The following is a 23,828-nucleotide window of genomic DNA, read 5'->3' on the forward strand; positions in this document are numbered from 1 at the left end:
ATCAACAGCTCTGAAGGAGTTCCAGATGAACAGCAACAACAACACCCGCCCCTCGATCAACGGCAAGAAGGCCGGTCTGCTGGCTGCCGCGGCCGTCGCGCTGACCCTGGGCGTGGGCGTGGCACACGCCGATCCGGTGACCCCGTACTACATCGGCGGCGACGTCGGCAAGACGACGCAGCGCGTGGATGGCAATTCGCAGAAGCGCACCTCGGACAGCTACAGCATCTTCGGCGGCTACAAGTTCAACGAGAACTTCGCCGCTGAGCTGGCCTACACCGACCTGGGCAAGGTCGACTTCGGCGGCGTGACCGCGAAGAACAAGGTGTACTCGCTGGACGGCATCGCCCGCGCCCCGCTGGGCAAGGGCTTCGGCGTCTACGGCAAGGTCGGCGTGGCCTATGCCGAGCGCGACTTCAACAACGGCCTGGGCGACAAGGACAAGACCGGCCTCAAGCTGGGTGTCGGTGTCGACTACGCGCTGACGAAGAACGTCTCGCTGCGCGCCGAAGCCACCCGCTTCAACAACATGCCGCAAGCCAACGGCTTCGACAAGAAGGACGATCGTCTGAGCATGGGCCTGGCCTACCAGTTCTGATCGACCGGCGACGGTTGACCGGTGCCGATTCCCCCGGCACCGGGCCTGACGGGGCTGCTCCGAGCGACACCCGAACCCCGATTCCCCGCCAGGTGCAAGGGCAGTGCAGCAATGCACTGCCCTTTTTCATGGGGCCTGGCGATCGCGCCGGTTCGTAGGCCGCGCGTTTCGCGCCGAGGCAAGACCCGGCCCCGGCAGGAGGTCCATGACAACGCGGACTTCCCCCAGGCATGCATACTTGTTGAGGTTATTTGCGGCGATCAAGCGGGTCGCTCCAATGGACTTGTCACAACGTCGTGACGCCCTCTGAGTCCATTAGGAGAACATCTTGAAGTTCATCACAACGAGCCCGTCGCAGCCCCTCGCCGAGTCGGCATCGACGATGTCTGGCGGATCGCAAGTCCTGGCACTCTGCGAACTGTCCGACGCCGAGATCGACACCGTGCACGGCGGCGATTCGTGGGCGGGCACGCCCGCAGGGCGCGCGACGGCGGATGGCGCTGCCTGCGCCAACGCGATCCTGACCTGGAGCGGCATCGGTGCCACCGTCGGCGGCATCGGTGGCAGCTTCATCAGCGTGCTGGGTGGCTGGGCCATCGGCGGCGGTCTGGCGGCGCAGTACTCCAAAGCCTGCAACGTCACGCGGTGAGCGCCGACGCGCCCGCGCATCCGTGCAGGGGCCGTCCGTTCCGGACGGTGGCGCGCATGATCGCGGCGGGCGCGGGTGCCCGGTTCGTGCTCATGCTGCCGGGCTGCTGCGCGGCCTGGTCTTATCCGACGCTGGTCGTGGCGCTGCTGGGCGCGCTGGCGTGGGGGGCCGTCGTCTTCCGGGTGACGCTGGTGTTCCTGGCGGCCTCCGTCGACGGCACCCGCCCCGGCTCTCGCGAGCCGGCGTCGCCGTGCTCGGGTTCCTGAGCGCCGCGATCGGCGCGGAGGCTTTCTGGGCGATGGCGGCGGTCGCGCCGGAACCCCTGATCGGCAGCGCGCTCCAGGTCATCGCCGTGGCGTGGACGGCCTGCTGCGCGCTGCTCATCCGGCATCGCTGGCGCCAACCCGGGACGGTCGACCGGGGCGACTGATCGACCGGCCGATGGAAAAAGGGGCAGTGCCGACGGCACTGCCCTTCTGTCGATGTGGCCGATCAGATCCGCTTCGCCAGCGCTTCCGCAGTGCCGGTGTAGTTGCCCGGCGTCATCGCCAGCAGGCGCTGCTTCTCGGCGTCGGGCAGCTCCAGACCCTGGATGAAAGCCTGGATCGACTCACGCGTGATCGCCTTGCCGCGCGTCAGTTCCTTCAGGCGCTCGTACGGGTTGGGCAGCGCGTAGCGGCGCATCACCGTCTGGATCGGCTCGGCCAGCACTTCCCACGACGAATCCAGGTCGGCGTCCAGCGCGGCCTGGTTGAGCTCCAGCTTGTCGAGGCCCTTGGTCAGCGAGTCGTAGCCCAGCAGCGCATAGCCCAACGCCACGCCCATGTTGCGCAGCACCGTCGAGTCCGTCAGGTCCCGCTGCCAGCGGGAGATCGGCAGCTTCTGGCTCAGGTGCGTCAGCACCGCGCTGGCCAGGCCGAAGTTGCCCTCGGCGTTCTCGAAGTCGATCGGGTTGACCTTGTGCGGCATCGTCGACGAGCCGATCTCGCCGGCCTTGGTCTTCTGCTTGAAGTAGCCCAGCGACACGTAGCCCCACACGTCGCGCGACCAGTCCACCAGGATGGTGTTGGCGCGCGTCACGGCGTCGAACAGCTCGGCCATGTAGTCGTGCGGCTCGATCTGGATCGTGTACGGGTTGAAGGTCAGGCCCAGCTGTTTTTCGATGACCGACTGGCTGAACGCCTCCCAGTCCTTCTCCGGGTAGGCCGACAGGTGCGCGTTGTAGTTGCCCACGGCGCCGTTCATCTTGGCCAGCAGCTTCACCTCGGCGATCACGGTGCGGGCGCGGCGCAGGCGCGCCACGACGTTGGCGATCTCCTTGCCGACGGTCGTCGGGCTGGCGGTCTGGCCGTGCGTGCGGCTCAGCATCGGCGCGGCGGCGTGGGTCTGGGCCATCGCGGTCATCTTCTCGATGACGCGGTCCAGCGCCGGCAGGATCACCTCGTCGCGCGCGGCCTTCAGCATCAGGCCGTGGCTGGTGTTGTTGATGTCCTCGCTGGTGCAGGCGAAGTGCACGAACTCGCCGGCGCCTTCCAGTTCCGCCTTGCCGGCGAACTGCTGCTTGATCCAGTACTCCACCGCCTTGACGTCGTGGTTGGTCGTCTTCTCGATGTCCTTGATCGCCTGCGCGTCGGTCTCCGAGAAGTTCGCCACCAGCGCCCGCAGGAAGTCGCGCGAGGCCGTCGACAGCGGCTTCAGTTCCGCCAGGTCCGCGTCGGACAACGCGATGAACCACTCGATCTCCACCTGCACGCGGCGGTGCATCAGGCCGAATTCGGACAGCAGCGGACGCAGCGCGGCCATGCGCGATGCATAACGGCCATCCAGGGGCGACAGGGCGGTGAGGGCGGAGAGATTCATGGCGGGCGGGGCCGGAACCGGCCATTCAGGGGTGGGACAAACCCGGGGATTCTACAGAGCGGGTCACAATGGCGCCCGCTCCGAGCCGCCCGAAGTCCTAAGAACGACATCGCGCCGCGCCGGGGTGCCGCGTCGCTGCAAGGGCGGCGGCCAGGACCGAGGGCAGATCGAGGGAAGCATGCAAGTGAGAACTCAACGCAAGGGCGCCGTCTGGATGACCGCCCAGACGCTCGCCATGGCTGCGGCGTCCGCCGTCACGATGACGCTGATGAGCGGCTGCAAGCCCGCCGGCGACGCACCCCGGCCGCTGGCGCCGGTCGAGGCGGCGTCCGCCAATCCGGCCGTCAGCGCCACGCTGCTCAAGCAGAGCGACGACGTGCTCGCGCGCTACCGCCAGATGATCGTGCTGATGGACGGCGAGGCGGCGCTCAAGCCCGCCGAGCGCGACGCCGTGCGCGCCGTCGGCATGCTGCTGTTCCACGACATGCAGGACAGCATCCGGGCGCTCGTCGAGACCGCGGGCAAGAGCACCGACGCCGCCGGCCTCGCCGCGCTGTCGGAACTGCTGGACCGCATCGAGCAGGAGCCGTCGTGGTTCGACGCCGACCGGCTCGCGTTCAAGGAATTCCTGACGCAGCTGTCGCAGCAGTTCTCGACCTCGCAGAGCATCGCCGGCCTCAAGCTGGCCCAAGCGTGCGGGGGAGGACCTGAGCGTGCTGGCCGAGATCGAGAACGCCTACGAGCAGGAACTGCGCGACACCTTCGGCCGCTTCGCGCAGCGCGGCATCGTGCCCAAGCGCGAGAAGTGGACCGACTACGTCGCCAAGCTCAAGGGCCTGTACGCGCGCGACCGCATCCTGAAGGACTACGCGACCATCCTGCCGGACCTGCAGGCGCGACCGAGCGTCACGGACGGGCCGGACGACGCCGCGGCCGCGGCGCCCGCCACGGCGACTGCGCAGGCCCCCGCCGCGACGCGCGGACCGACCAAGGCGGAGCGCGAGTTCTTCGGTCGCCAGCTGCCGCCCAAGACGGTGCTGCTGACCTTCGACGACGGCCCGCACCCGCGCTACACCGACGAGATCCTGGAGATCCTCAAGCGCTACCAGGCGCCGGCCGTGTTCTTCGAGCTGGGCCGCAACCTCGGCAGCGTCGACGCCAGCGGCAAGGTCAGGCCCGGCCCCGGCAGCGAGGTGGCCAAGCGCGTGCTCGCCGCCGGCCATCCGATCGCCAACCACAGCTTCAGCCACGGCGTGATGTCGAAGTTCGAGCTCGACAAGGTCCGCCAGGAAGCCAGTTCCACCGAAGCGCTGCTCGACGCCGCGGGCCGTGACGGCCAGGCGCTGTTCCGCTTTCCCTACGGCGCGCGCAACGACGCCGCGCTCGGCGCGATCGAGGCGCTCAAGCTGCGCTCGATGATGTGGAACGTCGATTCGCTGGACTGGTCCGACCCGATCCCCAAGTCCATCGCGGCGCGGGTGCTGGGCGAGCTCGGCAAGCAGCAGCGCGGCATCGTGCTGTTCCATGACATCCATGCGCGCACCGTCGAGGCGCTGCCGCTGGTGCTGGACCAACTGAAGGCCGAGGGCTACAAGTTCGCGGCCTGGAAGGACGGCAGGATCGTCGCCGCCGAGACGCCTGCCGCCGACGCGGCACCGCCGGAACTCGCGGGCGCCAACCTCTATCGCGACAGCGTGGCGCTGGTGATCGGCATCGACCAGTACAAGGCCTGGCCGCGCCTGCAGCATGCGGTGCGCGACGCCCGCGCGATCCAGGAGACGCTGCAGACGCAATTCGGTTTCCGGCCCGAGAACGTCACCACGCTGACCGACGGCGACGCGACGCGCGCCAACATCCTGCGCGCGCTCAACGGCATGGCGCGCAAGGGCGGCGACGGCAAGCTCAAGCGCGACGACCGCGTGTTCGTGTTCTTCGCCGGCCACGGCAGCACGCGCAAGCTGCCGAGCGGGCGCGACGTCGGCTACATCATCCCGGTCGACGCCGGCACCGACGACCTGCAGACCGATGCGATCGCGATGCCGCAGCTGCAGGAGCTCAGCGAGGCGCTGCCCGCCAAGCATGCCTTCTTCGTCATCGATGCCTGCTACTCGGGCCTCGGCCTGACGCGTGGCGGCGCGCCCGGCGGCAGCGCCAACTTCGTGCGCGACAACGCGCGCCGCATGGGCCGCCAGATGATGACGGCCGGCGGCGCCGACCAGCAGGTCGCCGACGACGGCCCGGGCGGCCATTCGGTCTTCACCTGGACGCTGCTGCAGGCGCTGTCCGGCAAGGCCGACCTCAATGGCGACGGCCTCATCACCGCGACGGAGCTGGCCGCCTACGTGGCGCCGGCCGTGTCCTCGATCGCGCACCAGACGCCGGCCTTCGGCAGCATGCCGGGCAGCGAGGGCGGCGAGTTCATCTTCGAGCTCGCCTCCACGCAGGAGCAGGCGCTGAGCGGCGACAGCAACCAGCTCGACGTCAAGACCAGCGCGCTGGCCAAGCAGGCCGACGACGCCCGCAACGCGCAGCTGCAACCGGTGGCGCAGGCCTCCGCGCCGACCGGCGCCGCGCCCGGAACGTCGGCGGCGAGCGCCACCGCGGTGCAGGTCACGCTGAAGGGCCTGGACGGCACCGACACGGCGATCGCGACCAGCGCGGCGCCCGCGCCGACCAGCGCGCGCATCGCGGCGCAACGCGCCAACGACCGCGGTCTGCAGCTCTACAAGGAACGCCGTTACGACGAGGCCGAGGCCGCCTTCACCGAGGCGCTCAAGCTGCAGCCCAGGTTCGCGCTGGCGGCCAACAACCTCGGGTTCATCTACTACAAGCGCGACAAGCCGGCCGAAGCCGCGCGCTGGTACCGCAAGGCGATCGAGATGGACGGCAGCCGCGCGCTGGCGCACCTGAACCTCGGCGACGCGCTGCTGCGCGCGGGCGACGACACCGGCGCGCAGGCCGCGTACCGGGCCTTCATCGAGCTCTCGCCCAAGCATGCGCGGGCCGCGGAGCTCAAGGCCTGGATCGAGCATCCGGACAGCGCGAAAAAGCCGGAGCCGCCGCGTTGAATCGGCGTTGAATCGGCGTTGAGTCCGCGGTGAGCCAGCGTTGAACCAGCGTTGAACCAGCGCCGATCGGGCGTCGACCGAGCGTTGGAAAGGACCGACGGCGGGCGGGTTGTCCCTGATGTAAGGGGCGTTCCGCCTGCTGCTTAATCCGTCCTTTCCCGCTCGGTTGACGACTGGTTACCGCTTCGTTCGATGTTCTCCCTGGCCTCCGATGGCGTCGCACCGCGCCTGATCCGCGTGCATCAGATGGACCCCCTCGCCTGGGCGCCGCTGCTGGCGGCCAGCGAGAGCGAGGGGCGGCAGATGCTGCGCCGACTGATGGATGAATGGCGCAGCGGCGCCAACCGTTACGAACAGCCTGGCGAATCGTTGTGGGCCTGGCTGGCCACGAACGGCCAGGTCGTCGCGGTGGGCGGGCTGAACGTCGAGCCTCCGCCGGGGCGTCCCGGCACCGGCCGCATGCGTCGCTTCTATGTGCATCCGGACTGGCGCGGCCATGGTCTGGCGAAGCGCCTGGTGAATGCCGTGCTCGCGAGCGCGCAAGGGCACTTCAGCCGCCTGCACGTCAATTGCGAGGAAGCGGCGTCCGCGACGTTCTGGACCCGGTGCGGTTTCGCGCCGATCGACGCGGCCCTCGATCCGATCGAGCGTCCCGCCCGATACACCCATGTGCGGCTGCTGCCGCAGTTCCAGGCCGCATAGTCAGGCGAATCAGGCGAGTCAGGCCGTCTTCGGCGGCCAGTGCGCCGCACACACCTCCGCGACGTCGGGCAGCGCCTCGATGCGCTGGAGCAGCGCGAAAAATTCCGGCCGTTTCGCCTCCAGGTGTTGCCTCGAGCCCGACCACTTCGACACGACCACCGCCATCGCGTCGAGCGCACCCGGCCGTGCGCCGCTGAGCCAGGGCTGTGCGGGGAACATGTCCGCGAAGATCTCCCAGTGCCGGTGCAGCCGCGCCTTCGTGCCGGCGACGATGGCCTCGCGGTCGTCCTTGCCGTCGCGGGTCGAGTAGCGTTCCGGGTAGTCGATGACGCTGATGCAGCTGTAGCAGTTGGCGGCGATGTAGACGAGGCCGCGCAGGATCTGGTCGCGCCGGCGATCGCTGTCGCCGAGCAGGCCTCCCGCGGGAAAGCGCAGGCCGAGGTGCATCAGGATGGCGCCGCTCTCGGTGAGCACGTCGCCGTCGGGCGTGTGCAGCGTCGGGATCTGCATCAGCGGATTGAGCGCGCGCAGCGCGTCCTGCGCCGACCCGTCTTCCCACGAGGACGCATGGACCGTGCGGTACGGCTGACCGCAGCTGCGCAAGCCGATCTCGACGATCGCCGAGCCGGAGCCCCGGGTGCCGTAGAGGACGTAGCCGGCGTCGGACGCCGAGGGGGAGGCGGTCATCACGATCTCCGCGGAAGTGGTGCGGAGGGAGTGTAGGAGGCGGGCCGGCGGGTGGGGACGTCACCGGCGCAGGGGACGGCGGTACACCCGAATGAGGGCGGCGCTGCTGTCGCCTGCGGGCATCAGTCCCCGGGGGCGACTCGCTAGAATCCGGACACACCATGAAGCTCATCGGATCCCTCCCCAGCCCCTACGTCCGCAAGGTCCGCGTCGTCATGGCGGAAAAGAAGCTCGACTACCAGTTCGAGCTGGAGGACGTCTGGGGCAGCGACAACATCCTCAAGATCAATCCGCTCGGCAAGGTGCCGTGCCTGGTCATGGAGGGGCAGGATTCGATCACCGGCGCGGTGTTCGACTCGCGCGTCATCGTCGAGTACCTCGACACCTTGTCGCCGGTGGGCCGGCTGATCCCCGAGCGCGGCCGCGAGCGCTGCGAGGTGCGCACCTGGGAGGCGCTGGCCGACGGTCTCGTCGACGCCTGTGTGGCGGCGCGCCTGGAGCAGACCTGGTCCGGCCGCGCGCCGGCCGAGCGCAGCGACGCCTGGGTGGAGCGCCAGATGGGCAAGGTCCTGGCCTCGCTGCAGGCGATGTCCAACGGCCTGGGAGAGAAGAACTGGTGCTCGGGCAACCACTTCACGCTGGCCGACATCGCGCTCGGCTGCGCGCTGGGCTACCTGGACTTCCGCTTCGCCCAGATCGACTGGCGCGCCGCGCATCCGAACCTCGCCAGGCACTTCGACAAGCTCATGACGCGCCAGAGCTTCCAGGACACGCTGCCGCCCGCGAACGCCTGATCCGCGGCGCCCCGCGCGCCTGCCGGCCCTCATGCCGACTCCCTCCGAAGGGCGAATCCGCGGCTGACTTCCCGCCCGGGTTCTCAACTGGGCTCACAATCGCCCGGTCCAGCCGGGGATCGATCCAGATCCTCGCTGTCCTGACATTCCGTTGACGAATCCCGGGAGGATTGGATGGGTGTGAAGCGAGCGTTGGCGCCGGTCGGGCGCTTTTTCGGTGGCGTGTGGTGGTTCCTGAACGGCACGCGGCGCGTGGTGTTCACGCTGCTGTTCTGGGTGATCCTGATCGCCCTCATCTGGGCCGCCGTGCACGGCGGCAAGCCGCTGCAGGACAAGACGACGCTCGTGCTCGACATCCGCGGCGATGTCGTCGAGCAGTTCTCCGGCTCGCCGCGCGATCAGGCGATCGCGCAGATCAAGGGCGAGGCGCGCGCGCAGACGCGTCTGCGCGACATCCTGCGCGCACTGGACGCGGCCGCCAAGGACGACCACATCGTGCAGGTCGTGCTGAACCTGGACCAGTTCGGCGGCGCCACGCCGGCCGCGCTGCATGAGATCGAAGCGGCGCTGACGCGCTTCAAGACGAGCAAGAAGCCGGTGGTGGCGGCCGGGCTGGCCTTCGACCAGCGGGGCTACTACCTGGCCGCGCAGGCCACCGAGGTCTACATCCACCCGATGGGCGGCGTGATGATCGAGGGCTACGGCCGCTATCGCAACTACTACAAGGATGCGCTGGACCGCGTGGGCATCTCGCCGAACGTGCTGCGCGTGGGCACCTACAAGAATGCGGTCGAGCCCTACTTCGCCAACGGTCCGTCGCCGGCGACGCTCGAAGCCGAGGGCTACCTGTACGACGAGCTCTGGGCGCGCTACCAGACCGTGATCGAGACGGCGCGCAAGCTGCCGAAGGGATCGCTGCAGCGCGCGATCGACGAGCTGCCGCAGCGGCTCAAGGCGGTCGGCGGCGATACCGCCAAGTTCACGCTGGCCGAGAAGCTGGTCGACGGCCTGAAGACCGAGGACGAGGTCGAGGCGCTGCTCGAGAAGCGCGGCGCCAAGGACGAGAAGCGCCTGCGCCAGATCAACCTGGGCGCCTATGTCGCGCAACTGCCGCCGAAGCTGCCCAGACCCGAGGGTCAGGTCGGCGTGATCGTGGCCGAAGGCGAGATCGTCGACGGCAGCGCCGGGCCGGGCAAGATCGGCGGCGAGTCGATGTCCAAGCTGATCCGCCAGGCGCGCGAGGACGACAAGATCAAGGCCGTCGTGCTGCGCGTGAATTCGCCGGGCGGCAGTGCCTTCGCCTCCGAGCTGGTGCGTCGCGAGCTGGAACTGACGCGCGCGGTCGGCAAGCCGGTCGTCGTGTCGATGGGCGGCGTGGCCGCGTCGGGCGGGTACTGGATCTCGATGTCGTCGGACGAGGTGATCGCCGACGCGTCGACGATCACCGGCTCGATCGGCGTGTTCGGCATGCTGCCCACCGGCGAGAAGCTGCTGGACAAGCTGTCGGTCCACACCGGCGGCTACACGACGACCTGGCTGGCCAGCGGCTATGACCCGCGGCGCCCGCTGGATCCGCGCATGGCGCAGGTGGTGCAGTCGTCGATCGAGCACATCTATGCCGACTTCACCGGCAAGGCCGCGCAGGCGCGCAAGAAGTCGCCGCAGCAGATCGACGCCGTCGGCCAGGGCCGCGTGTGGATCGGTGCGCAGGCACTCGAGCGCGGGCTGGTCGACAGAAACGGCCTGCTGTCCGATGCGATCGCCAGCGCCGCGAAGCGCGCCAAGCTCGGCGACGACCCGACGGTGCGTTACGTCGAGCCGGACCGCAGCGCCTTCGACCGGGTGCTGACGAGCATGGGCGATGCCGCGGCGCCGTCGCTGCGCGGCATGGTCATGCACGCGCTGGGCGGCATCCCGGCGGTGCCGGCGCCGCTGCGCGAGGCGCAGGTCGACATCACCTGGCTGGCCGAGCAGGCCGAGGCGGGGCCGGCGGGCTCGCGCCCGCCGGTGCGCGCGATCGTGCACTGCCTCTGCACCGCGCCGTAAGGGCGGGAGAGCAGGCGGGGCTTCTCCGGGCGGCGGGCCCGGAGGCGCCGGGGCCATGCAATGGCATGGCTATACTTCCGCCGATGGCGCCGATTTGTCCGGCTTGCGGGCGCCCAAGAAATGCAGCTAAAGAGGGACACCCGATCCATGGATCGAGACCCGGTGTTCCGCTTCAAGCAGCGGCGCCGGGTTTTGTTTTTTGAGGTGTTCCATGGGATCTGTCGGTGATGTCACACCGCAGCGCTTGTTGTTCGACGAGCCGCTGACCTTGCGCAGCGGGGCCCGCATCGCGGGCTACGAGTTGATGGTCGAGACCTACGGCCGGCTCAACGAGGACAAGTCCAACGCGGTGCTCGTCTGCCACGCGCTGAACGCCAGCCACCACGTGGCCGGCACGCATGCCGACATCGACAAGAGCGAGGGCTGGTGGGACAACCTCATCGGTCCCGGCAAGCCGCTGGACACGGACCGCTTCTTCGTCATCGGCATCAACAACCTGGGCTCGTGCTTCGGCTCGACGGGGCCGATGCATCTGAACCCGGACACCGGCCGCGTCTACGGCAAGGACTTCCCCGTCGTCACGGTGCACGACTGGGTCGACGCCCAGGCGCGGGTGCTGGACCGCTTCGGCATCCAGAAGCTGGCGGCGGTGCTGGGCGGCTCGCTGGGCGGGATGCAGGCGCTGGACTGGTCGCTGCGCTATCCGGAGCGCATGCGCCACTGCATCGCGGTCGCGACGGCGCCCAACCTGTCGGCGCAGAACATCGCGTTCAACGAGGTCGCCCGGCGCGCCATCATCACCGACCCCGAATTCCACGACGGCTTCTTCTACGAGCACGGTGTCGTGCCGCGCCGCGGGCTGCGGGTGGCGCGGATGATCGGCCACATCACCTACCTGAGCGACGACGTGATGGAGGAGAAGTTCGGCCGCCAGATGCGTTCGGCGGAGCTGGGGTATTCGACCTCGGACATCGAGTTCCAGATCGAGAGCTACCTGCGTTACCAGGGCGACAAGTTCAGCGAGTACTTCGACGCCAACACCTATCTGCTGATCACGCGCGCACTGGACTACTTCGACCCCGCGCGCGAGCACGGCGGCGACCTGAGCCGCACCTTCGCCACCGCGCTGTGCAAGTTCCTGGTGGTGAGCTTCACGACCGACTGGCGCTTCTCGCCGGCGCGCTCGCGCGAGATCGTCAAGGCGCTGCTCGACAACAAGCGTGACGTGTCCTACGCCGAGATCGACGCCCCGCATGGCCACGATGCGTTCCTGCTCGAGGACCCGCGGTATCACGGCGTGCTGCGCGCGTATTTCGACCGCATCGCGAAGGAGCACGAGAAGCCGATGCCGGGCGGCGCCTCGGCACCGGTGTCGCATCGCCTGCAGGGAGTGTCGGTATGAGCGATCGCGCGGTGATGGACATGATCGCGGCGCTGGTGCCGACCGGCTCGCGCGTGCTCGACCTGGGTTGCGGCACCGGCGAGCTGCTGGCGCACCTGCAGGCGACGAAGGGCTGCACCGGTTACGGGGTGGAGCTGGACGATGCGAACGTGCTCGCCTGCGCGCAGCGCGGCGTGAACGTGATCCAGCTCAACCTGGAAGAAGGCCTGGCGATCTTCGAGGACCAGAGCTTCGACGTCGTGCTGCAGCTGGAGACGCTGCAGAACCTGCGCAACACCGAGGCGATGCTGCGCGAGACCGCGCGCGTCGGACGGATGGGCGTCGTGAGCTTCCCCAACTTCGCGCACTGGCCCAACCGGCTGCAGGTGCTGTCGGGCCGGATGCCGGTGACGCGCGTGCTGCCGTACCAGTGGTACGACACGCCCAACATCCGCGTCGGCACCTATGCCGACTTCCAGATCCTGGCGCGCAAGTGCGGCCTGCGCGTGCTGGACAGCTTCGGCGTGCAGGAAGGCCGTCAGGTCCGCGTGATGCCGAACCTGATGGCCAGCATGGCGGTGTTCAAGTTCGACCGGGATTGAGCGTCGGCGACCCGGGTCGCTGTCCGGCGACTCGTGTTCAGTCCTCGTAGCGTCCCAGCCGCACCATCGTCTGTCCGCTCAGCCCGGCGCGGCGCGACGGCATGATCAGCACGCACTCGTCGTGCGGCGTGATCCATCGACGATCACCGTCCTCCGCCAGCGGCGTGCCGGCGGCCGGGATCACCTTCAGGTGATGCGTCGGGACCAGGAAACGGAACGCCGGCGTCACGGCGGTCACGCCCTCGCCGACCCGCACCAGCCGTTGCCGCCCGGGTAAAGCCAGGCGCAGCTGCGCGTCCGCCCACGCCGCGTCGACCATCTCCAGGTGGCGCAGGAAACGCAGCGTCACGTCGAGCGCCATGTCGGCGCTCTCCGGTTCCCAGTGCGAGCCGCACTCGACCAGCACCGCCTGCCGGTCGCTGCGCGGATCGGCGAAACCGCCGCGGTCGATCATCCGCAGTCCCGCCGCATGGCCGGTGTCGACCAGCAGGGTTTCCGGCTGGCCCAGCGCCCTGGCCAGCGGCACGCTCTTGTCCGTCATGCCGCAGATCGTCAGCGCCGGTGCGCCGGCCTCCTGCATCGAATGCAGGTCCAGCAGCACGTCGGCGGCGTCGACGAAGGGCGCCAGCGCGCGCGCCCGCCGCAGCTCCACCGAATCGCGCGCGCCGCGCAGCACGGCCTCGTCCCAGACGCGGTTCATGTCCTCGTCGACGCAGCGCGACGCGAACGGCTCCAGCACGTTGAACCGTCCGAAGGCCTCGACGTTGGCGAAGGCCAGCACCAGCCGCCCGCGCAACGGTGTCACGCCCTGCCGGAGCAGGGTGTCCAGCGCGATCGCGCCGCACAGCTCGTTGCCGTGCGTCAGCGCCACCACCATTGCCGTCGGTCCCGGCCTGCCGGAGTCCAGCACATGGACGAACTCGACATCGGTCCCCGTGCCGCGGCGCCAGCGTTCGATCGCCGGCGGCTGGAGCCGGACCTCCGGGTTGAAGGACGGGAAGGACTCGAGCAGGGCAGGCGTCATCGTCTTCGAAACGTGGGGGGCATCCACGGCCGGTGGACATGCCGGGCGATCCTACACTCCGGCCTCATGAAGACTCTCACCGGCCATGACGGCCTGCCGCTGCACTGGCGGGAATGGGGTGCCGACCTCTCGCTGCCCACCCGGGGCACGGTCCTGATCGTCCACGGCCTGGGCGAACACATCGGCCGCTACGAGGCCGTCGCCCAGCGCCTGAACGACTGGGGCTGGCATGTCGCCGGCTTCGACCAGCGCGGCCACGGCGCCTCCGGCGGCCCGCGCGGCGACATCCCCCGCCGCGACAGCCTGCTGCTCGACCTCGCCGCCACCATCGACTGCCTGCGCGCCGACGACCGCAAGGGACAGGGGCCGCTGATCCTGCTCGGACACTCGATGGGCGGCGCCGTCGCCGCGCGCTTCGTCGCCGGTGCGCTGGAGAACGCGCCCTGGTCGCGCCCGGTCGACCGGCTCGTGCTCAGTTCCCCGGCGCTGGATCCGGGCCTGTCCGCCTTCCAGCGCGGGCTGCTCGGCGCCACGCTGCCGCTGGTGCCCCACCTGGCGGTCGGCAACGGCCTGAATGCGGCCTGGATCTCGCGCAGCCCGGAGGTGGTCCAGGCCTACAAGGACGATCCGCTGGTCCACGACCGCATCACCCCGACCCTGGCCAAGATGATCGCCACCTTCGGCGCGGAGACCCTGCCCCTGGTGCCGCGCTGGACCACGCCGACGCTGCTGATGTGGGCCGGCGCCGACCGCTGCGTCGCGCCTGCCGGCAGCGCCGCCTTCGCCGCCGCCGCCGCCGCGGGTGGCGCGGTGCAGGCCGTGCCCTTCCCGGGCCTGTCGCACGAGATCTTCAACGAGCCTGAGCGCGAACAGGTCTTCGCCCGGCTGCGCGCCTGGCTGGGCGCACGCTCCTAGAATCGGCCGATCCACCGGATTCCCTGCCTGGCGTCCCCACCCGGATTGCCAGCAGGACCCGGTTCCGTCACTTTCCGCCCGGACCGGCCGCGCCCCGCGCGACCCCGGACCCAGCCAAGGCGGCCCACCGGCCGCGCAGGAGACCCGCATGAACGCACGTGATCCGTCGTTGCCGCTGCAGACCGATGAAATCAGCGCCCTGGGCGCCTTCGCCGAGAAGGTCTGGGACCAGGAGATCGTCCCCGCGCTGACCGACTACATCGCCATCCCCGCCAAGAGCCCGATGTTCGACGCCGACTGGCAGGCCAACGGCTACATCGAGCGCGTCGTCCGCGACGCCGCCCAATGGGTGGAAAGCAAGAAGATCCCCGGCCTGAAGCTGGAGGTCATCCGCCAGGAGGGCCGCACGCCGGTCATCTTCTTCGAGCTGCCGTCGACCAAGGCGGAGAGCGCCGACACCGTCGTCCTCTACGGCCACCTGGACAAGCAGCCCGAGTTCAACGGCTGGCGCGCCGACCTCGGCCCCTGGACGCCGAAGTACGAGGACGGCAAGCTCTACGGCCGCGGCGGGGCCGACGACGGCTACGCGATCTACGCCTCCATCACCGCGCTGCTGGCGCTGGACCAGCAGGGCATCCCGCGCCCGCGCTGCGTCGGCCTGATCGAGGCCTGCGAGGAATCCGGCTCCTACGACCTGCCGGCCTACATCGACCTGCTCCGGCCGCGCCTGGGCAACGTGTCGCTGGTGGTCTGCCTGGACTCCGGCGCCGGCGACTACGACCGCCTCTGGATGACGACCTCGCTGCGCGGCATGGTCTCGGGCGTGCTCAAGGTCGAGGTGCTGACCGAAGGCATCCACTCCGGCGACGCGTCGGGCGTGGTGCCGTCGTCGTTCCGCATCCTGCGCCAGGTCCTGGACCGGCTGGAGGATTCCAAGACCGGCCGCCTGCTGCCCGAGTCCTTCCATTGCGACATCCCCGGCGTGCGCTTCGAGCAGGCGCAGGCGACCGCCGCGATCTTGAAGGAGGAGGTCTACAAGCGCCTGCCCTGGGCCTGCGGCGCGGACGGCGCGCCGGTGCTGCCGGTGACCTCGGATCCGGTCGAGGTGCTGCTCAACCGCACCTGGCGGCCGACGCTGTCGGTGACCGGCGTGGACGGCTTCCCCGAGTTGAAGAGCGCCGGCAACGTGCTGCGCCCGTACACCGCGTTCAAGCTGTCGCTGCGCCTGCCGCCGCTGATCGACGGCAACGAGGCCGCGCTGAAGCTCAAGGCGCTGCTCGAGGACAACGCGCCGTACAACGCCAAGGTCAGCTTCGTGCCGGACGGCCGCGCCGGCGCGTACGGCGCCACCGGCTGGAACACGCCGGAGCTGTCGCCGTGGCTGAGCCAGGTGCTGGACGAGGCCAGCCAGGCCCACTTCGGCCAACCGGTCGGCTACATCGGCCAGGGTGGCACGATCCCGCTGATGAGCATGCTGCAGAAGGGCTTCCCGGCCGCGCAGATGATGGTCTGCGGTGTGCTGGGCCCCAAGAGCAACGCCCACGGCCCCAACGAGTTCCTGCATGTGCCCTACGGCAAGCGCCTGACCGCCGCGGTGGCGCAGGTGATCGCCGCGCACCCCTGACCGCCGCGGACCCGGTCGGCGGCCCGACGGCCGTCAAGGTCCGCTGATCGATACGCACAGCAGAGGCGGCCCGCGGCGACGCGGCGCCCGCCCGGAGGAGACGGGATGGATCAGGTCAAGGCGATGCGGGTCTTCACCCGCGTGATCGACGAGGGCAGCCTCGCCGGCGCCGCGCGAGCGATGGACCTGGCGCCCGCCGTGGTCACGCGGCTGGTGGCGGATCTCGAGGAACACCTCGGTGCGCGGCTGCTCAACCGCACGACGCGGCGGCTGTCGTTGACGGATGTCGGCGAGGGCTACCTCGAACGCTGCCGTCGCATCCTCAGCGACATCGAGGAGGCCGAGGCGCTCGCTTCGGCGGCCACCAACGAGCCGCGCGGCACGCTGCGCGTCCTCATCCCCCGGCGATCGCGATCCACCAGCTGGCGCGACACATGGCGCGCTTCCATGCGCTGTACCCGCTGGTCAGCGTCGAGCTGGTCGCGCCGGGGCCGGTCGACACGCTCGACGAGAGCTTCGACATCACCGTCATCTCCACCCGCAGCCCGCTGCAGGGCGACTTCATCGCCCGCAAGCTGGCGCGCACCGAGGTGATCCTGTGCGCGTCGCCCGAGTACCTGGGCCGGCGCGGCAAGCCGCAGCATCCGTCCGACCTCAAGCAGCACGACGTCATGCTGCCGCCGATCCACGAGCTGACCCGCGGCGTGACCTTCGAGCGCTGCGGCGCCGACGGCCTCACCACCGAGAGCTTCTTCGCGATCCCCAGCCGGCCGGTGATGACGACCTCGTCGGTCGACACCAAGTACGCCTGCGCGCTGCACGGGCTGGGGGTGGCGGGGCTGCCGTCCTTCGTCGTCGGCGACGCGCTGATGGAAGGGGCGCTCGAGCGCGTGCTGCCGCAGTGGCGCATCTACAGCTACCAGCTGTGGGCGGCGATGCCGACCCGCAAGTTCGTCCCGGCGCGCACCCGCGCGTTCATGGACTTCCTCGTCGAGATCTTCGGCGGGAAGGACGAGGATCCGTGGCTCACCGCTGCGGGCTGCCCCTCGTACCGGGCGGCGCAGGAGTTCCTGGCCGCGCAGGCGGCCAAGGCCGCCGCCACGCCCGCCGAGGGCGATTGAGGCCGCGCGGCGTCCGGCCGCGTCGCATCGGCGCTTCAGCGCAGACTGAAGCCGACCTGCGTGTACTGCGGCTGCAGATCTTCGATCAGGCGAAGCAACGGCGACAGCTCGACATAACGCGTCGCCGTCTTCACGACGTAGGCGTAGAAGCGCGGCAGGTCCTCCGCGTAGTGCGGCTTGCCGTCGCGGTGCTTGAGCCGGCAGAAGATGCCCATGATCTTCAGCTGCCGCTGCAGCACGGTCCACTCGAGGCGGCGCCAGAACAGGCCGAAGTCCAGTGCCATCTCGTGCGGGTCCTCGCCGTTCGGATCCAGGCCGAACAGGCCGGCGCGCTTCGCGCCTTCCCAGTAACGCACCGCCCAGTCGAGCTCCTCGGCCTCTTCCCACGAGATGAACGCGTCGCGCAACAGCGAGGCGATGTCGTAGGTGACCGGGCCCATCACGGCGTCCTGGAAATCGAGGATGCCGGGCGTGGCGAAGGCCGCGGCACCGGCGCCGCCGGCGGTCGGGCAGACCATCAGGTTGCGCGGCATGTAGTCGCGGTGCATCGGCACGCGCGGCTGCGCCAGGACATTGGCCGACAGCAGCGACACCGTGCGGTCCCAGTAGCCGCGCTGCTTGTCGTTCCAGGTCTTGCCGTGGTGGGCCTGGACGCACCAGTCGACGAAGATCTGCAGTTCGCGGCGCACGAAGGCCTCGTCGAACAGCGGCAGCGCGCCGTCGGCTCGGGCGGCCTCGCTGGTCTGCCAGCGCAGCAGCGCGGCGGTGGCGTCGCGCATCAGCACGCGCGGCACTTCCGCATCGCCCGCGCGCTGCGCGGCGAGCAACGCGTCCAGGTAGGGCGCGCTGCCGAGGTCTTCCATCAGCGCGAAGCCGAGCGCCGCGTCGTGCGCCAGCATCCGCGGCACATGCAGGCCGCGTTCCGCCATCAGCGCGCCGACCTTGACGAAGCTCGCCACCTGGTTGGGCGCGGCCGGGTCGTCCATGACGATCAGCGTGCCGCCGTCCGTCGTGGCGATGCGCAGGTAGCGGCGGAAGCCGGCATCGCTGCTGGCGGCGACGAGGGTCTCCTCGCGCAGCCCATGCGTGGCCACGAGCGGCGCCAGCCAGCGATGGAAGCTGGCGGCACGGTCGGCGTCGGGCCAGGGCGGGGGCGCTGCGTGCGGATCGGAAGCGGTCATCGGCGGGGGAAGCGGAAGGGCCGCTGCGCGAGCGGCCCCGGGGTCGGTGACAAGGCGCTCCGGCGGTCCTGCCGGCTCACGAGCCTCGTGGATAATGATTCTACAAACCCCGGGCAGCGCGGCGCGATCGACGCGCGGCCGCCTGACCTCTGCAAGACGCTGCCCGCCTGATGCGCCCACCGGTTTCCCGTCCCCGTCCGATCTCGCTGGCCGCCGCGCTGGCGGTCGCCTTGCCTGGCTTCTCCGCGTTCTACGCGTCGTGCGCGCAGGCGCAGGAGTCCGCCGGTCAGCCGCTGATCCTCAAGTCGATCAAGCAGCTGCACCAGACCAAGCGCAAGGACGCCCGTCCCGCGATGGCACTCAGTGCCGACCGCATCACCAGCGACATGGACCAGACCTCCACCGCCGAGGGCGACGTCCAGTTGCGCTACGGCGGCATGCTGCTCCGGTCGAACACCCTGCGTTACGACTACCCGCAGGACCTGGCCACGGCCGAGGGCGGGGTCGAACTCAGCCAGAACGGCGCCGTGCTGCGCGGCCCGAAGCTGGAACTGTTCGTCGACAAGTTCGAAGGCAAGCTCGACAGCCCGACCTACTTCTTCGCCGCGACCGGCGGCAGCGGCAGCGCGCGGGCGATCCACTTCCTCGGCGACCAGCGCATGCGGGCCGACGAGGCGACGTATTCGACCTGCCCGGTGTCGGAGAGGGGCGAGCAGGACGCCGCCGATGCCGCCGCCGGAAAGGGCAAGCGCGACTGGGAGCTGGTCACCAGCAGCCTGAACCTGGACTTCGACGCCGGCGAAGGGGTCGCGAAGAACGCCGTGGTGCGGTTCCTCGGCGTGCCCATCCTGGCGGCGCCGTCGCTGAGCTTCCCGCTCGGCGACCAGCCGAAGTCCGGCCTGCTGCCGCCCAACGTCAACATCGACAACCGCAGCGGCGTCGAGTACAGCCAGCCCTTCTACTGGAGCATCGCGCCCAACCGCGACGCGACGATCACGCCCTTCGTGATGACGCGCCGCGGCCCCGGCGTCGACACCCAGTTCCGCTACCTGGAGCCGGGACACCGCGGCCAGATCGACTACGCGCTGCTGCCGCACGACCGGGTCACCGGCATCTCGCGCTGGGACCTGCGCCTGAACGCCGACGGCGACGTGATGCCGAACTGGACCTACAACGTCCACACCGAGCGCGTCTCCGACGACAACTACTGGAAGGACCTGCGCAGCCGCATGCTGTCGCAGACGCCGCGCCTGCTGTCGACCGACCTGCGCACGCAGCGCGACTACAGCTTCAACTGGGGCGAGATGCAGACCTACGCGCGGGTCCAGAAATGGCAGCCGCTGCAGGTCGCGGAGACCCAGGACCGGTTCGCCTCGCCCTATCAGCGTTCGCCCCAGATCGGCGTGCGGCTGCAGACCGGTGCCGACGAATCGGTGCTGGCCGGCTACCTGCCCACCGGCCGCCGCGCGCGGCTGGAGGGGGCTGGAACTCGAATACAACCGCTTCGACCTGCCCGGCGGCGCGCTCGGTTCGCAGACCCAGACCGGCGAGCGGGTGCACCTGCTCGGCCACGTCAGCCTGCCGTTCAGCGGCGCGGCCTGGTGGCTGATCCCGAAGATGTCGGTCAACGCGGCGAGCTACAACCTCGACCAGGCGATCGACGCGACAGGACGGCGCTCGATAGGCCGCACCATCCCGACCTTCAGCGTCGACCACGGCTGGATCCTGGAGCGCAACACGTCGCTGTTCGGCCAGGCGATGCGCCAGACGCTGGAGCCGCGCGTCCTGTACGTCAACACGCCGTACCGCGACCAGAGCGCGATGCCCAACTTCGACGCGGCGCCGCGGGACTACAACTTCGATTCGGTCTTCGCGGAGAACCAGTTCTCCGGCGTCGACCGCGTCAACGACGCCAACATGCTGGCCTTCGGCGCGACCACGCGCTGGATCGAGGACGAGCGCGGCGAGGAGCAACTGCGCCTGGGCATGGTCCAGCGCTACCTGTTCCGCAACCAGCAGATCACGCCCGACGGGTCGCCGCAGACGCACCGCCTGTCCGACGTGGTGCTGCTGGCCTCGGCGCACTTGAACCAGGCCTGGTGGACCGACAGCACGCTGCAGCTGAATTCCGCCGACGGCAAGGTCGAGCGGACCGTGCTGCGGCTGCGGTATTCCCCGGGGCCGTTCCGGACCGTTAGCGCGTCCTACCGCCTCGCCCGCGGGCAGAGCGAGCAGGTCGAGCTGGCCTGGCAATGGCCGCTGTTCGGGCCGGACCGCAAGTCGATCACCGGCGGCGCGGGTTGCGCCGGCGCCTGGTACGGCGCGGGCCGGCTGCAGTACTCGATGCGCGACAAGCGCTTCACCGATTCCGTGATCGGCGCCGAGTACGACTCGGGCTGCTGGATCCTGCGCGTCGGCGCGGAGCGCCAGGCCACCGGCCGCGCGGAAACCAACACCCGACTGATCCTCCAGCTGGAGCTGGTCGGCCTGTCGCCGCTGGGCTCCAATGCGCTGAAAGTGTTGAGAGACAATATCCCGGGTTACCGTTCGCTGAGCTCCGAGCGCTCGGCTTTTGGCACATATGACTGAACTGCGTTCGATGCGATATCTCCAGCCGGTGGCGGCCACCCTCCTGTCCCTGAGCGCCGCCCTGGCCGGCTCGGTTTCCTCGGCGCAGACGACGCCCGCTCCAGCCCCTGCGGCCGCGGCCTCCGCGCCCGCCGCGGCGGCATCGACACCGGCGGTCAATCGTCCGGTCGTCGAACAACGACAGCTCAAGCCGGGCGACTACATCGCCGTGATCGTCAACACCGACATCGTGGCGGCGTCGGAAGTGATCCAGCGCACCGAGCGCGCACGCGAGGAAGCCCGCCAGCGCGGTCAGACCGTCACCAACGAGCTGCTGCACAAGCAGGCGGTGGACAGCCTGGTCGACGAGCGCGTGGTCGTGACCTACGCCCGGGAGAACGGCCCGCGCGTGGACGAGCCGGAACTGGACCGCGTCGTCGCCAACGTCGCGACGCAGAACAAGCTGACGATGCCCGAGCTGCGCCAGCGCCTGGCCGCCGAAGGCATCGACTTCAAGCGTTTCCGCGAGAACCTGCGCGACCAGATGCTGAGCGAGCGCGTCCGCGAGCGCGAGGTGCAGGGGCGCATCCGCATCACCGACGGCGACATCGACAAGTACCTCGATGAACGCCAGGCCGCCCTGCAGGGCCGCTCGCAGCTCAACATCGCGCAGATCCTGGTGCCGGTGCCGGAAGGATCGAGCGTGGCGACCGTCGCCGAGCGCAAGGCGCGCGTCGATGCCGCACTGGCCCGCATCAAGGCCGGAGAAGACTTCGCCAAGGTCGCCCGCGAGGTATCGGAAGACGCCAACAAGAGCCGCGGCGGCGAGATCGGCCTGCGCGCCGCGGACAAGCTGCCCGACGTCTTCGTCGAGGCGGTCAAGGACCTGAAGGACGGCGAGGTGAGGCCCGAGCCGCTGCGCTCCGAGGCCGGCTACCACCTGCTGAAGCTGATCGAGCGCCAGACCGGCAAGGCGTCGATCAATGTGGTCGTGCAGACCCATGCCCGCCACATCCTGCTGCGCCCCTCCGAGCAGCTGAGCCCGGAGCAGGCCACGCGCCGCCTGGTCGAGTTCAAGCGCGCGATCGAGTCCGGCCGTGCCACCTTCGAGCAACTGGCCCGCGCCAACTCGGAAGATGGCAGCGCGCAGGAAGGCGGCGACCTGGGCTGGGTCTCGCCGGGCGGCTTCGTCCCCGAGTTCGAGCAGGCCATGGACGCGTTGCCGCTCAAGGGCATCTCGGACCCGGTGCCGTCGCGTTTCGGCATCCACCTGATCCAGGTGATGGAGCGCCGCGACGTCGTGCTCGACACCAAGCAGCTGCGCGAGCAGGCCCGCAACGCGCTGCGTGAGCGCAAGTACGACGACGCCTACAACGACTGGATGAAGGAGCTGCGCGCCCGCGCCTTCATCGAGACGCGCGAGTGGCTGGACTGACCGGCCGGGACTGAGTTCATGGGACATGTCGCGCGCAAGCGCTTCGGCCAGCACTTCCTGACCGACAAGGCCATCATCGACGGCATCGTCGACGCGATCGCGCCGGGCGAAGATCAATCGATGGTCGAGATCGGCCCGGGCCTGGGCGCGATGACGCTGCCGCTGCTGCAGCGCCTGCCGGCGTCGAGCCGGCCGCTGACCGTCATCGAGCTCGACCGCGACCTCGCCGCCCGCATGCGCAAGCGCGGCGACGTGACGGTCATCGAGTCCGACGTGCTGAAGGTCGATTTCGCCGCGCTGGCCGCGGAGCGAGGCCGCAAGCTGAAGGTCGTCGGCAACCTGCCGTACAACATCTCGTCGCCGATCCTGTTCCACCTGCTGGGCTTCGTGGACCATGTGGTCGACCAGACCTTCATGCTGCAGAAGGAAGTCGTCGACCGGATGGCCGCCAAGCCGGGCAACAAGGACTTCGGCCGGCTGAGCGTCATGCTGCAGTGGCGTTACGACGTCGAGGCGCTGTTCGACGTGCCGCCGGAGGCCTTCGATCCGCCGCCGCGGGTCGATTCGGCGATCGTGCGCATGGTGCCGCTGTCGGCGCCGGCGAAGCTCGACGAGGCGCTGCTGAGCGAGCTGGTCGCGTCGGCGTTCTCGCAGCGTCGCAAGCTGCTGCGGCATTCGCTCGGCAAGTGGCTGGAGGCCCGCGGCTTCCAGGGCGAGTTCGACCTGCAACGCCGCGCCGAGGAAGTCCCGGTGGCCGAGTTCGTCGCACTGGCACTTGCGGTCCAGGGCTGAGCCGTTCCCGCCTCAGGCGTGTCCTCGCGCGATGGGACCGGGCAAACAAAAGGCCTTCCGTCGCCGGAAGGCCTTCTGCGTCGAACCCGGAGGTCAGTCCTGCTTCAGATCCTCATGCGGCGCTGAGCCACATGGACGTATCGAAGGCACTGCACATCATCGGCATGTTCATGCCGAAGTTCGGATTCGGATTCGCCTTGGTGCTCTTGAGCACCGGCTTCACCTCGGGGGCCACTTCGGTCGCCCGCTCCCAGGAACCTTGTTCTTGAGAGCGGGCTACTGAAAAGAATAGAAACACCGGAATGAGACCTTCCGCTCGGCCCAGAAATCGGCCGCCTCGCGGAAGACGTCGAGCAACTGCTCGCGCGCCTCACGGTCGAATTTCGCATGGTCCGGCAACTGGTCCAGCACCACGACGAAACCCGGTTGCGTGCCCGACTTGTGGACCAGGTTGGTCATGCAGTCGTACAGCGCTTCCATGTTCTTGCCGAAGTGCGCCGGGAACAGGAAACTGCTGGCAATCAATTCCAGCACGTCCTGTTTGGTCTCCGCTGGAGACAGGTCGGCGTACAGGAAGTGTTGGCCGGCGTCCTGCGCGGCCTGCATCAAGTCCTCGACCCGGTAGGCTCTGATCGCCTGCACGATGTTGGGACGGACTGTCTGCAAAAGCATTGTCGCGTTCCTCCTAGATGGGGTTCCGAGTTCATGTCCAACCACGGCCCGTGGCCCCGGACAGAACCCGCTGGGGAGCCTGCGATCGTCGGTGGCGTGGGCTGGGTCA

The 23,828-nt window shown here is 69.5% G+C and carries 24 protein-coding genes and 2 pseudogenes; 18 read left to right on the forward strand and 8 right to left on the reverse strand.

Going from position 1 to position 23,828, the window contains the following annotated elements:
• Positions 1–25: 25 nt before the first annotated feature.
• The 4 genes from ACQ86G_RS08690 (at position 26) to ACQ86G_RS08705 (ending at position 1,677) form a co-directional block, all read left to right on the forward strand.
• A complete protein-coding gene (locus ACQ86G_RS08690; RefSeq protein WP_431260212.1) occupies positions 26–598 on the forward strand; it encodes an outer membrane beta-barrel protein in 573 nt (190 codons plus the stop codon).
• Between the two features lie 328 nt (positions 599–926).
• Positions 927–1,247 carry a hypothetical protein gene (locus tag ACQ86G_RS08695; RefSeq protein WP_431260213.1) on the forward strand — a complete coding sequence of 107 codons (321 nt, stop codon included), beginning with the start codon at positions 927–929 and terminating at the stop codon, positions 1,245–1,247.
• Positions 1,244–1,513 (forward strand): hypothetical protein, encoded by a 270-nt coding sequence (locus tag ACQ86G_RS08700; RefSeq protein WP_431260214.1) that lies wholly within the window; start codon positions 1,244–1,246, stop codon positions 1,511–1,513. Before ACQ86G_RS08695 ends, ACQ86G_RS08700 begins: the two co-directional genes overlap by 4 nt.
• Positions 1,498–1,677 (forward strand): hypothetical protein, encoded by a 180-nt coding sequence (locus tag ACQ86G_RS08705; RefSeq protein ID WP_431260215.1) that lies wholly within the window; start codon positions 1,498–1,500, stop codon positions 1,675–1,677. The genes ACQ86G_RS08700 and ACQ86G_RS08705 overlap by 16 nt, the downstream gene beginning before the upstream one ends.
• Positions 1,678–1,739: 62 nt before the next feature.
• Here ACQ86G_RS08705 and purB read toward each other — a convergent pair whose 3' ends face one another.
• Positions 1,740–3,107 (reverse strand): adenylosuccinate lyase, encoded by a 1,368-nt coding sequence (purB, locus tag ACQ86G_RS08710; protein ID WP_431260216.1) that lies wholly within the window; start codon positions 3,105–3,107, stop codon positions 1,740–1,742.
• Between the two features lie 97 nt (positions 3,108–3,204).
• Positions 3,205–3,798 carry a hypothetical protein gene (locus ACQ86G_RS08715; protein ID WP_431260217.1) on the reverse strand — a complete coding sequence of 198 codons (594 nt, stop codon included), beginning with the start codon at positions 3,796–3,798 and terminating at the stop codon, positions 3,205–3,207.
• Between the two features lie 22 nt (positions 3,799–3,820).
• On the opposite strand from ACQ86G_RS08715, the gene ACQ86G_RS08720 reads away from it, so the two are divergent.
• Both ACQ86G_RS08720 and ACQ86G_RS08725 read left to right on the forward strand, forming a co-directional pair.
• The gene (locus ACQ86G_RS08720; protein WP_431260218.1) at positions 3,821–6,175 is read left to right on the forward strand and encodes a polysaccharide deacetylase family protein; all 2,355 of its coding nucleotides are present in this window, start codon (positions 3,821–3,823) and stop codon (positions 6,173–6,175) included.
• A 192-nt stretch (positions 6,176–6,367) separates the two neighbouring features.
• The gene (locus ACQ86G_RS08725) at positions 6,368–6,877 is read left to right on the forward strand and encodes a GNAT family N-acetyltransferase (RefSeq protein ID WP_431260219.1); all 510 of its coding nucleotides are present in this window, start codon (positions 6,368–6,370) and stop codon (positions 6,875–6,877) included.
• Between the two features lie 18 nt (positions 6,878–6,895).
• Here the strand turns inward: ACQ86G_RS08725 and ACQ86G_RS08730 are convergent, their stop codons facing one another.
• A complete protein-coding gene (locus ACQ86G_RS08730; RefSeq protein WP_431260220.1) occupies positions 6,896–7,564 on the reverse strand; it encodes a glutathione S-transferase family protein in 669 nt (222 codons plus the stop codon).
• 161 nt (positions 7,565–7,725) lie between these two features.
• On the opposite strand from ACQ86G_RS08730, the gene ACQ86G_RS08735 reads away from it, so the two are divergent.
• The 4 genes from ACQ86G_RS08735 to metW all read left to right on the forward strand — a co-directional run bounded on the left by ACQ86G_RS08735 (position 7,726) and on the right by metW (position 12,387).
• Positions 7,726–8,358 carry a glutathione S-transferase family protein gene (locus ACQ86G_RS08735; RefSeq protein WP_431260221.1) on the forward strand — a complete coding sequence of 211 codons (633 nt, stop codon included), beginning with the start codon at positions 7,726–7,728 and terminating at the stop codon, positions 8,356–8,358.
• 174 nt (positions 8,359–8,532) lie between these two features.
• Positions 8,533–10,404 carry a signal peptide peptidase SppA gene (sppA, locus tag ACQ86G_RS08740; RefSeq protein ID WP_431260222.1) on the forward strand — a complete coding sequence of 624 codons (1,872 nt, stop codon included), beginning with the start codon at positions 8,533–8,535 and terminating at the stop codon, positions 10,402–10,404.
• 211 nt (positions 10,405–10,615) lie between these two features.
• Positions 10,616–11,806, forward strand: coding sequence for a homoserine O-succinyltransferase MetX (gene metX, locus ACQ86G_RS08745; protein WP_431260223.1), 1,191 nt, complete (start codon positions 10,616–10,618; stop codon positions 11,804–11,806).
• Positions 11,803–12,387: a methionine biosynthesis protein MetW gene (metW, locus tag ACQ86G_RS08750; protein WP_431260224.1), complete on the forward strand. Its 585-nt coding sequence runs from the start codon at positions 11,803–11,805 to the stop codon at positions 12,385–12,387. Before metX ends, metW begins: the two co-directional genes overlap by 4 nt.
• A gap of 37 nt (positions 12,388–12,424) precedes the next feature.
• Here metW and ACQ86G_RS08755 read toward each other — a convergent pair whose 3' ends face one another.
• The gene (locus ACQ86G_RS08755) at positions 12,425–13,411 is read right to left on the reverse strand and encodes a succinylglutamate desuccinylase (RefSeq protein ID WP_431260225.1); all 987 of its coding nucleotides are present in this window, start codon (positions 13,409–13,411) and stop codon (positions 12,425–12,427) included.
• Positions 13,412–13,477: 66 nt separating this feature from the next.
• On the opposite strand from ACQ86G_RS08755, the gene ACQ86G_RS08760 reads away from it, so the two are divergent.
• The 4 genes and pseudogenes from ACQ86G_RS08760 (at position 13,478) to ACQ86G_RS08775 (ending at position 17,071) form a co-directional block, all read left to right on the forward strand.
• Entirely contained in the window at positions 13,478–14,326 is an 849-nt protein-coding gene (locus ACQ86G_RS08760) for a lysophospholipase (protein WP_431260226.1), read from the forward strand.
• Between the two features lie 148 nt (positions 14,327–14,474).
• Positions 14,475–15,950 carry a M20 family metallopeptidase gene (locus ACQ86G_RS08765; RefSeq protein ID WP_431260227.1) on the forward strand — a complete coding sequence of 492 codons (1,476 nt, stop codon included), beginning with the start codon at positions 14,475–14,477 and terminating at the stop codon, positions 15,948–15,950.
• 123 nt (positions 15,951–16,073) lie between these two features.
• Positions 16,074–16,184, forward strand: a pseudogene (locus ACQ86G_RS08770) (helix-turn-helix domain-containing protein); the annotation flags it as partial.
• Positions 16,185–16,384: 200 nt separating this feature from the next.
• On the forward strand, positions 16,385–17,071 hold the full coding sequence (locus ACQ86G_RS08775) for a substrate binding domain-containing protein (protein WP_431260228.1): 687 nt from the start codon (positions 16,385–16,387) through the stop codon (positions 17,069–17,071).
• Positions 17,072–17,106: 35 nt separating this feature from the next.
• On the opposite strand, the gene ACQ86G_RS08780 is transcribed toward ACQ86G_RS08775, so the two are convergent.
• Together ACQ86G_RS08780 and ACQ86G_RS08785 are read right to left on the reverse strand one after the other, a co-directional pair.
• The gene (locus ACQ86G_RS08780) at positions 17,107–18,252 is read right to left on the reverse strand and encodes an aminoglycoside phosphotransferase family protein (RefSeq protein ID WP_431260229.1); all 1,146 of its coding nucleotides are present in this window, start codon (positions 18,250–18,252) and stop codon (positions 17,107–17,109) included.
• Between the two features lie 592 nt (positions 18,253–18,844).
• Entirely contained in the window at positions 18,845–19,174 is a 330-nt protein-coding gene (locus ACQ86G_RS08785) for a hypothetical protein (protein ID WP_431260230.1), read from the reverse strand.
• Between the two features lie 85 nt (positions 19,175–19,259).
• Here ACQ86G_RS08785 and lptD point away from each other — a divergent pair.
• From lptD to rsmA, 4 genes and pseudogenes are all read left to right on the forward strand, one after another.
• Positions 19,260–19,658 (forward strand): annotated as a pseudogene (gene lptD, locus ACQ86G_RS08790) (LPS assembly protein LptD); the annotation flags it as partial.
• A 13-nt stretch (positions 19,659–19,671) separates the two neighbouring features.
• Complete coding sequence (locus tag ACQ86G_RS08795; protein WP_431260231.1) at positions 19,672–20,841, forward strand: LPS-assembly protein LptD; 1,170 nt, start codon at positions 19,672–19,674, stop codon at positions 20,839–20,841.
• A 10-nt stretch (positions 20,842–20,851) separates the two neighbouring features.
• Complete coding sequence (locus tag ACQ86G_RS08800) at positions 20,852–22,255, forward strand: peptidylprolyl isomerase (protein ID WP_431260232.1); 1,404 nt, start codon at positions 20,852–20,854, stop codon at positions 22,253–22,255.
• Positions 22,256–22,273: 18 nt separating this feature from the next.
• Positions 22,274–23,047, forward strand: a complete 774-nt coding sequence (rsmA, locus tag ACQ86G_RS08805) for a 16S rRNA (adenine(1518)-N(6)/adenine(1519)-N(6))-dimethyltransferase RsmA (RefSeq protein ID WP_431260233.1) — start codon at positions 22,274–22,276, stop codon at positions 23,045–23,047.
• Between the two features lie 112 nt (positions 23,048–23,159).
• On the opposite strand, the gene ACQ86G_RS08810 is transcribed toward rsmA, so the two are convergent.
• The gene (locus tag ACQ86G_RS08810) at positions 23,160–23,282 is read right to left on the reverse strand and encodes a hypothetical protein (RefSeq protein WP_255362631.1); all 123 of its coding nucleotides are present in this window, start codon (positions 23,280–23,282) and stop codon (positions 23,160–23,162) included.
• Between the two features lie 41 nt (positions 23,283–23,323).
• Entirely contained in the window at positions 23,324–23,719 is a 396-nt protein-coding gene (locus ACQ86G_RS08815; RefSeq protein ID WP_431260234.1) for a barstar family protein, read from the reverse strand.
• Positions 23,720–23,828 lie beyond the last annotated feature (109 nt).

It is taken from the genome of Roseateles chitinivorans, from assembly GCF_050632145.1.
GTDB lineage: Bacteria > Pseudomonadota > Gammaproteobacteria > Burkholderiales > Burkholderiaceae_C > Roseateles > Roseateles chitinivorans_B.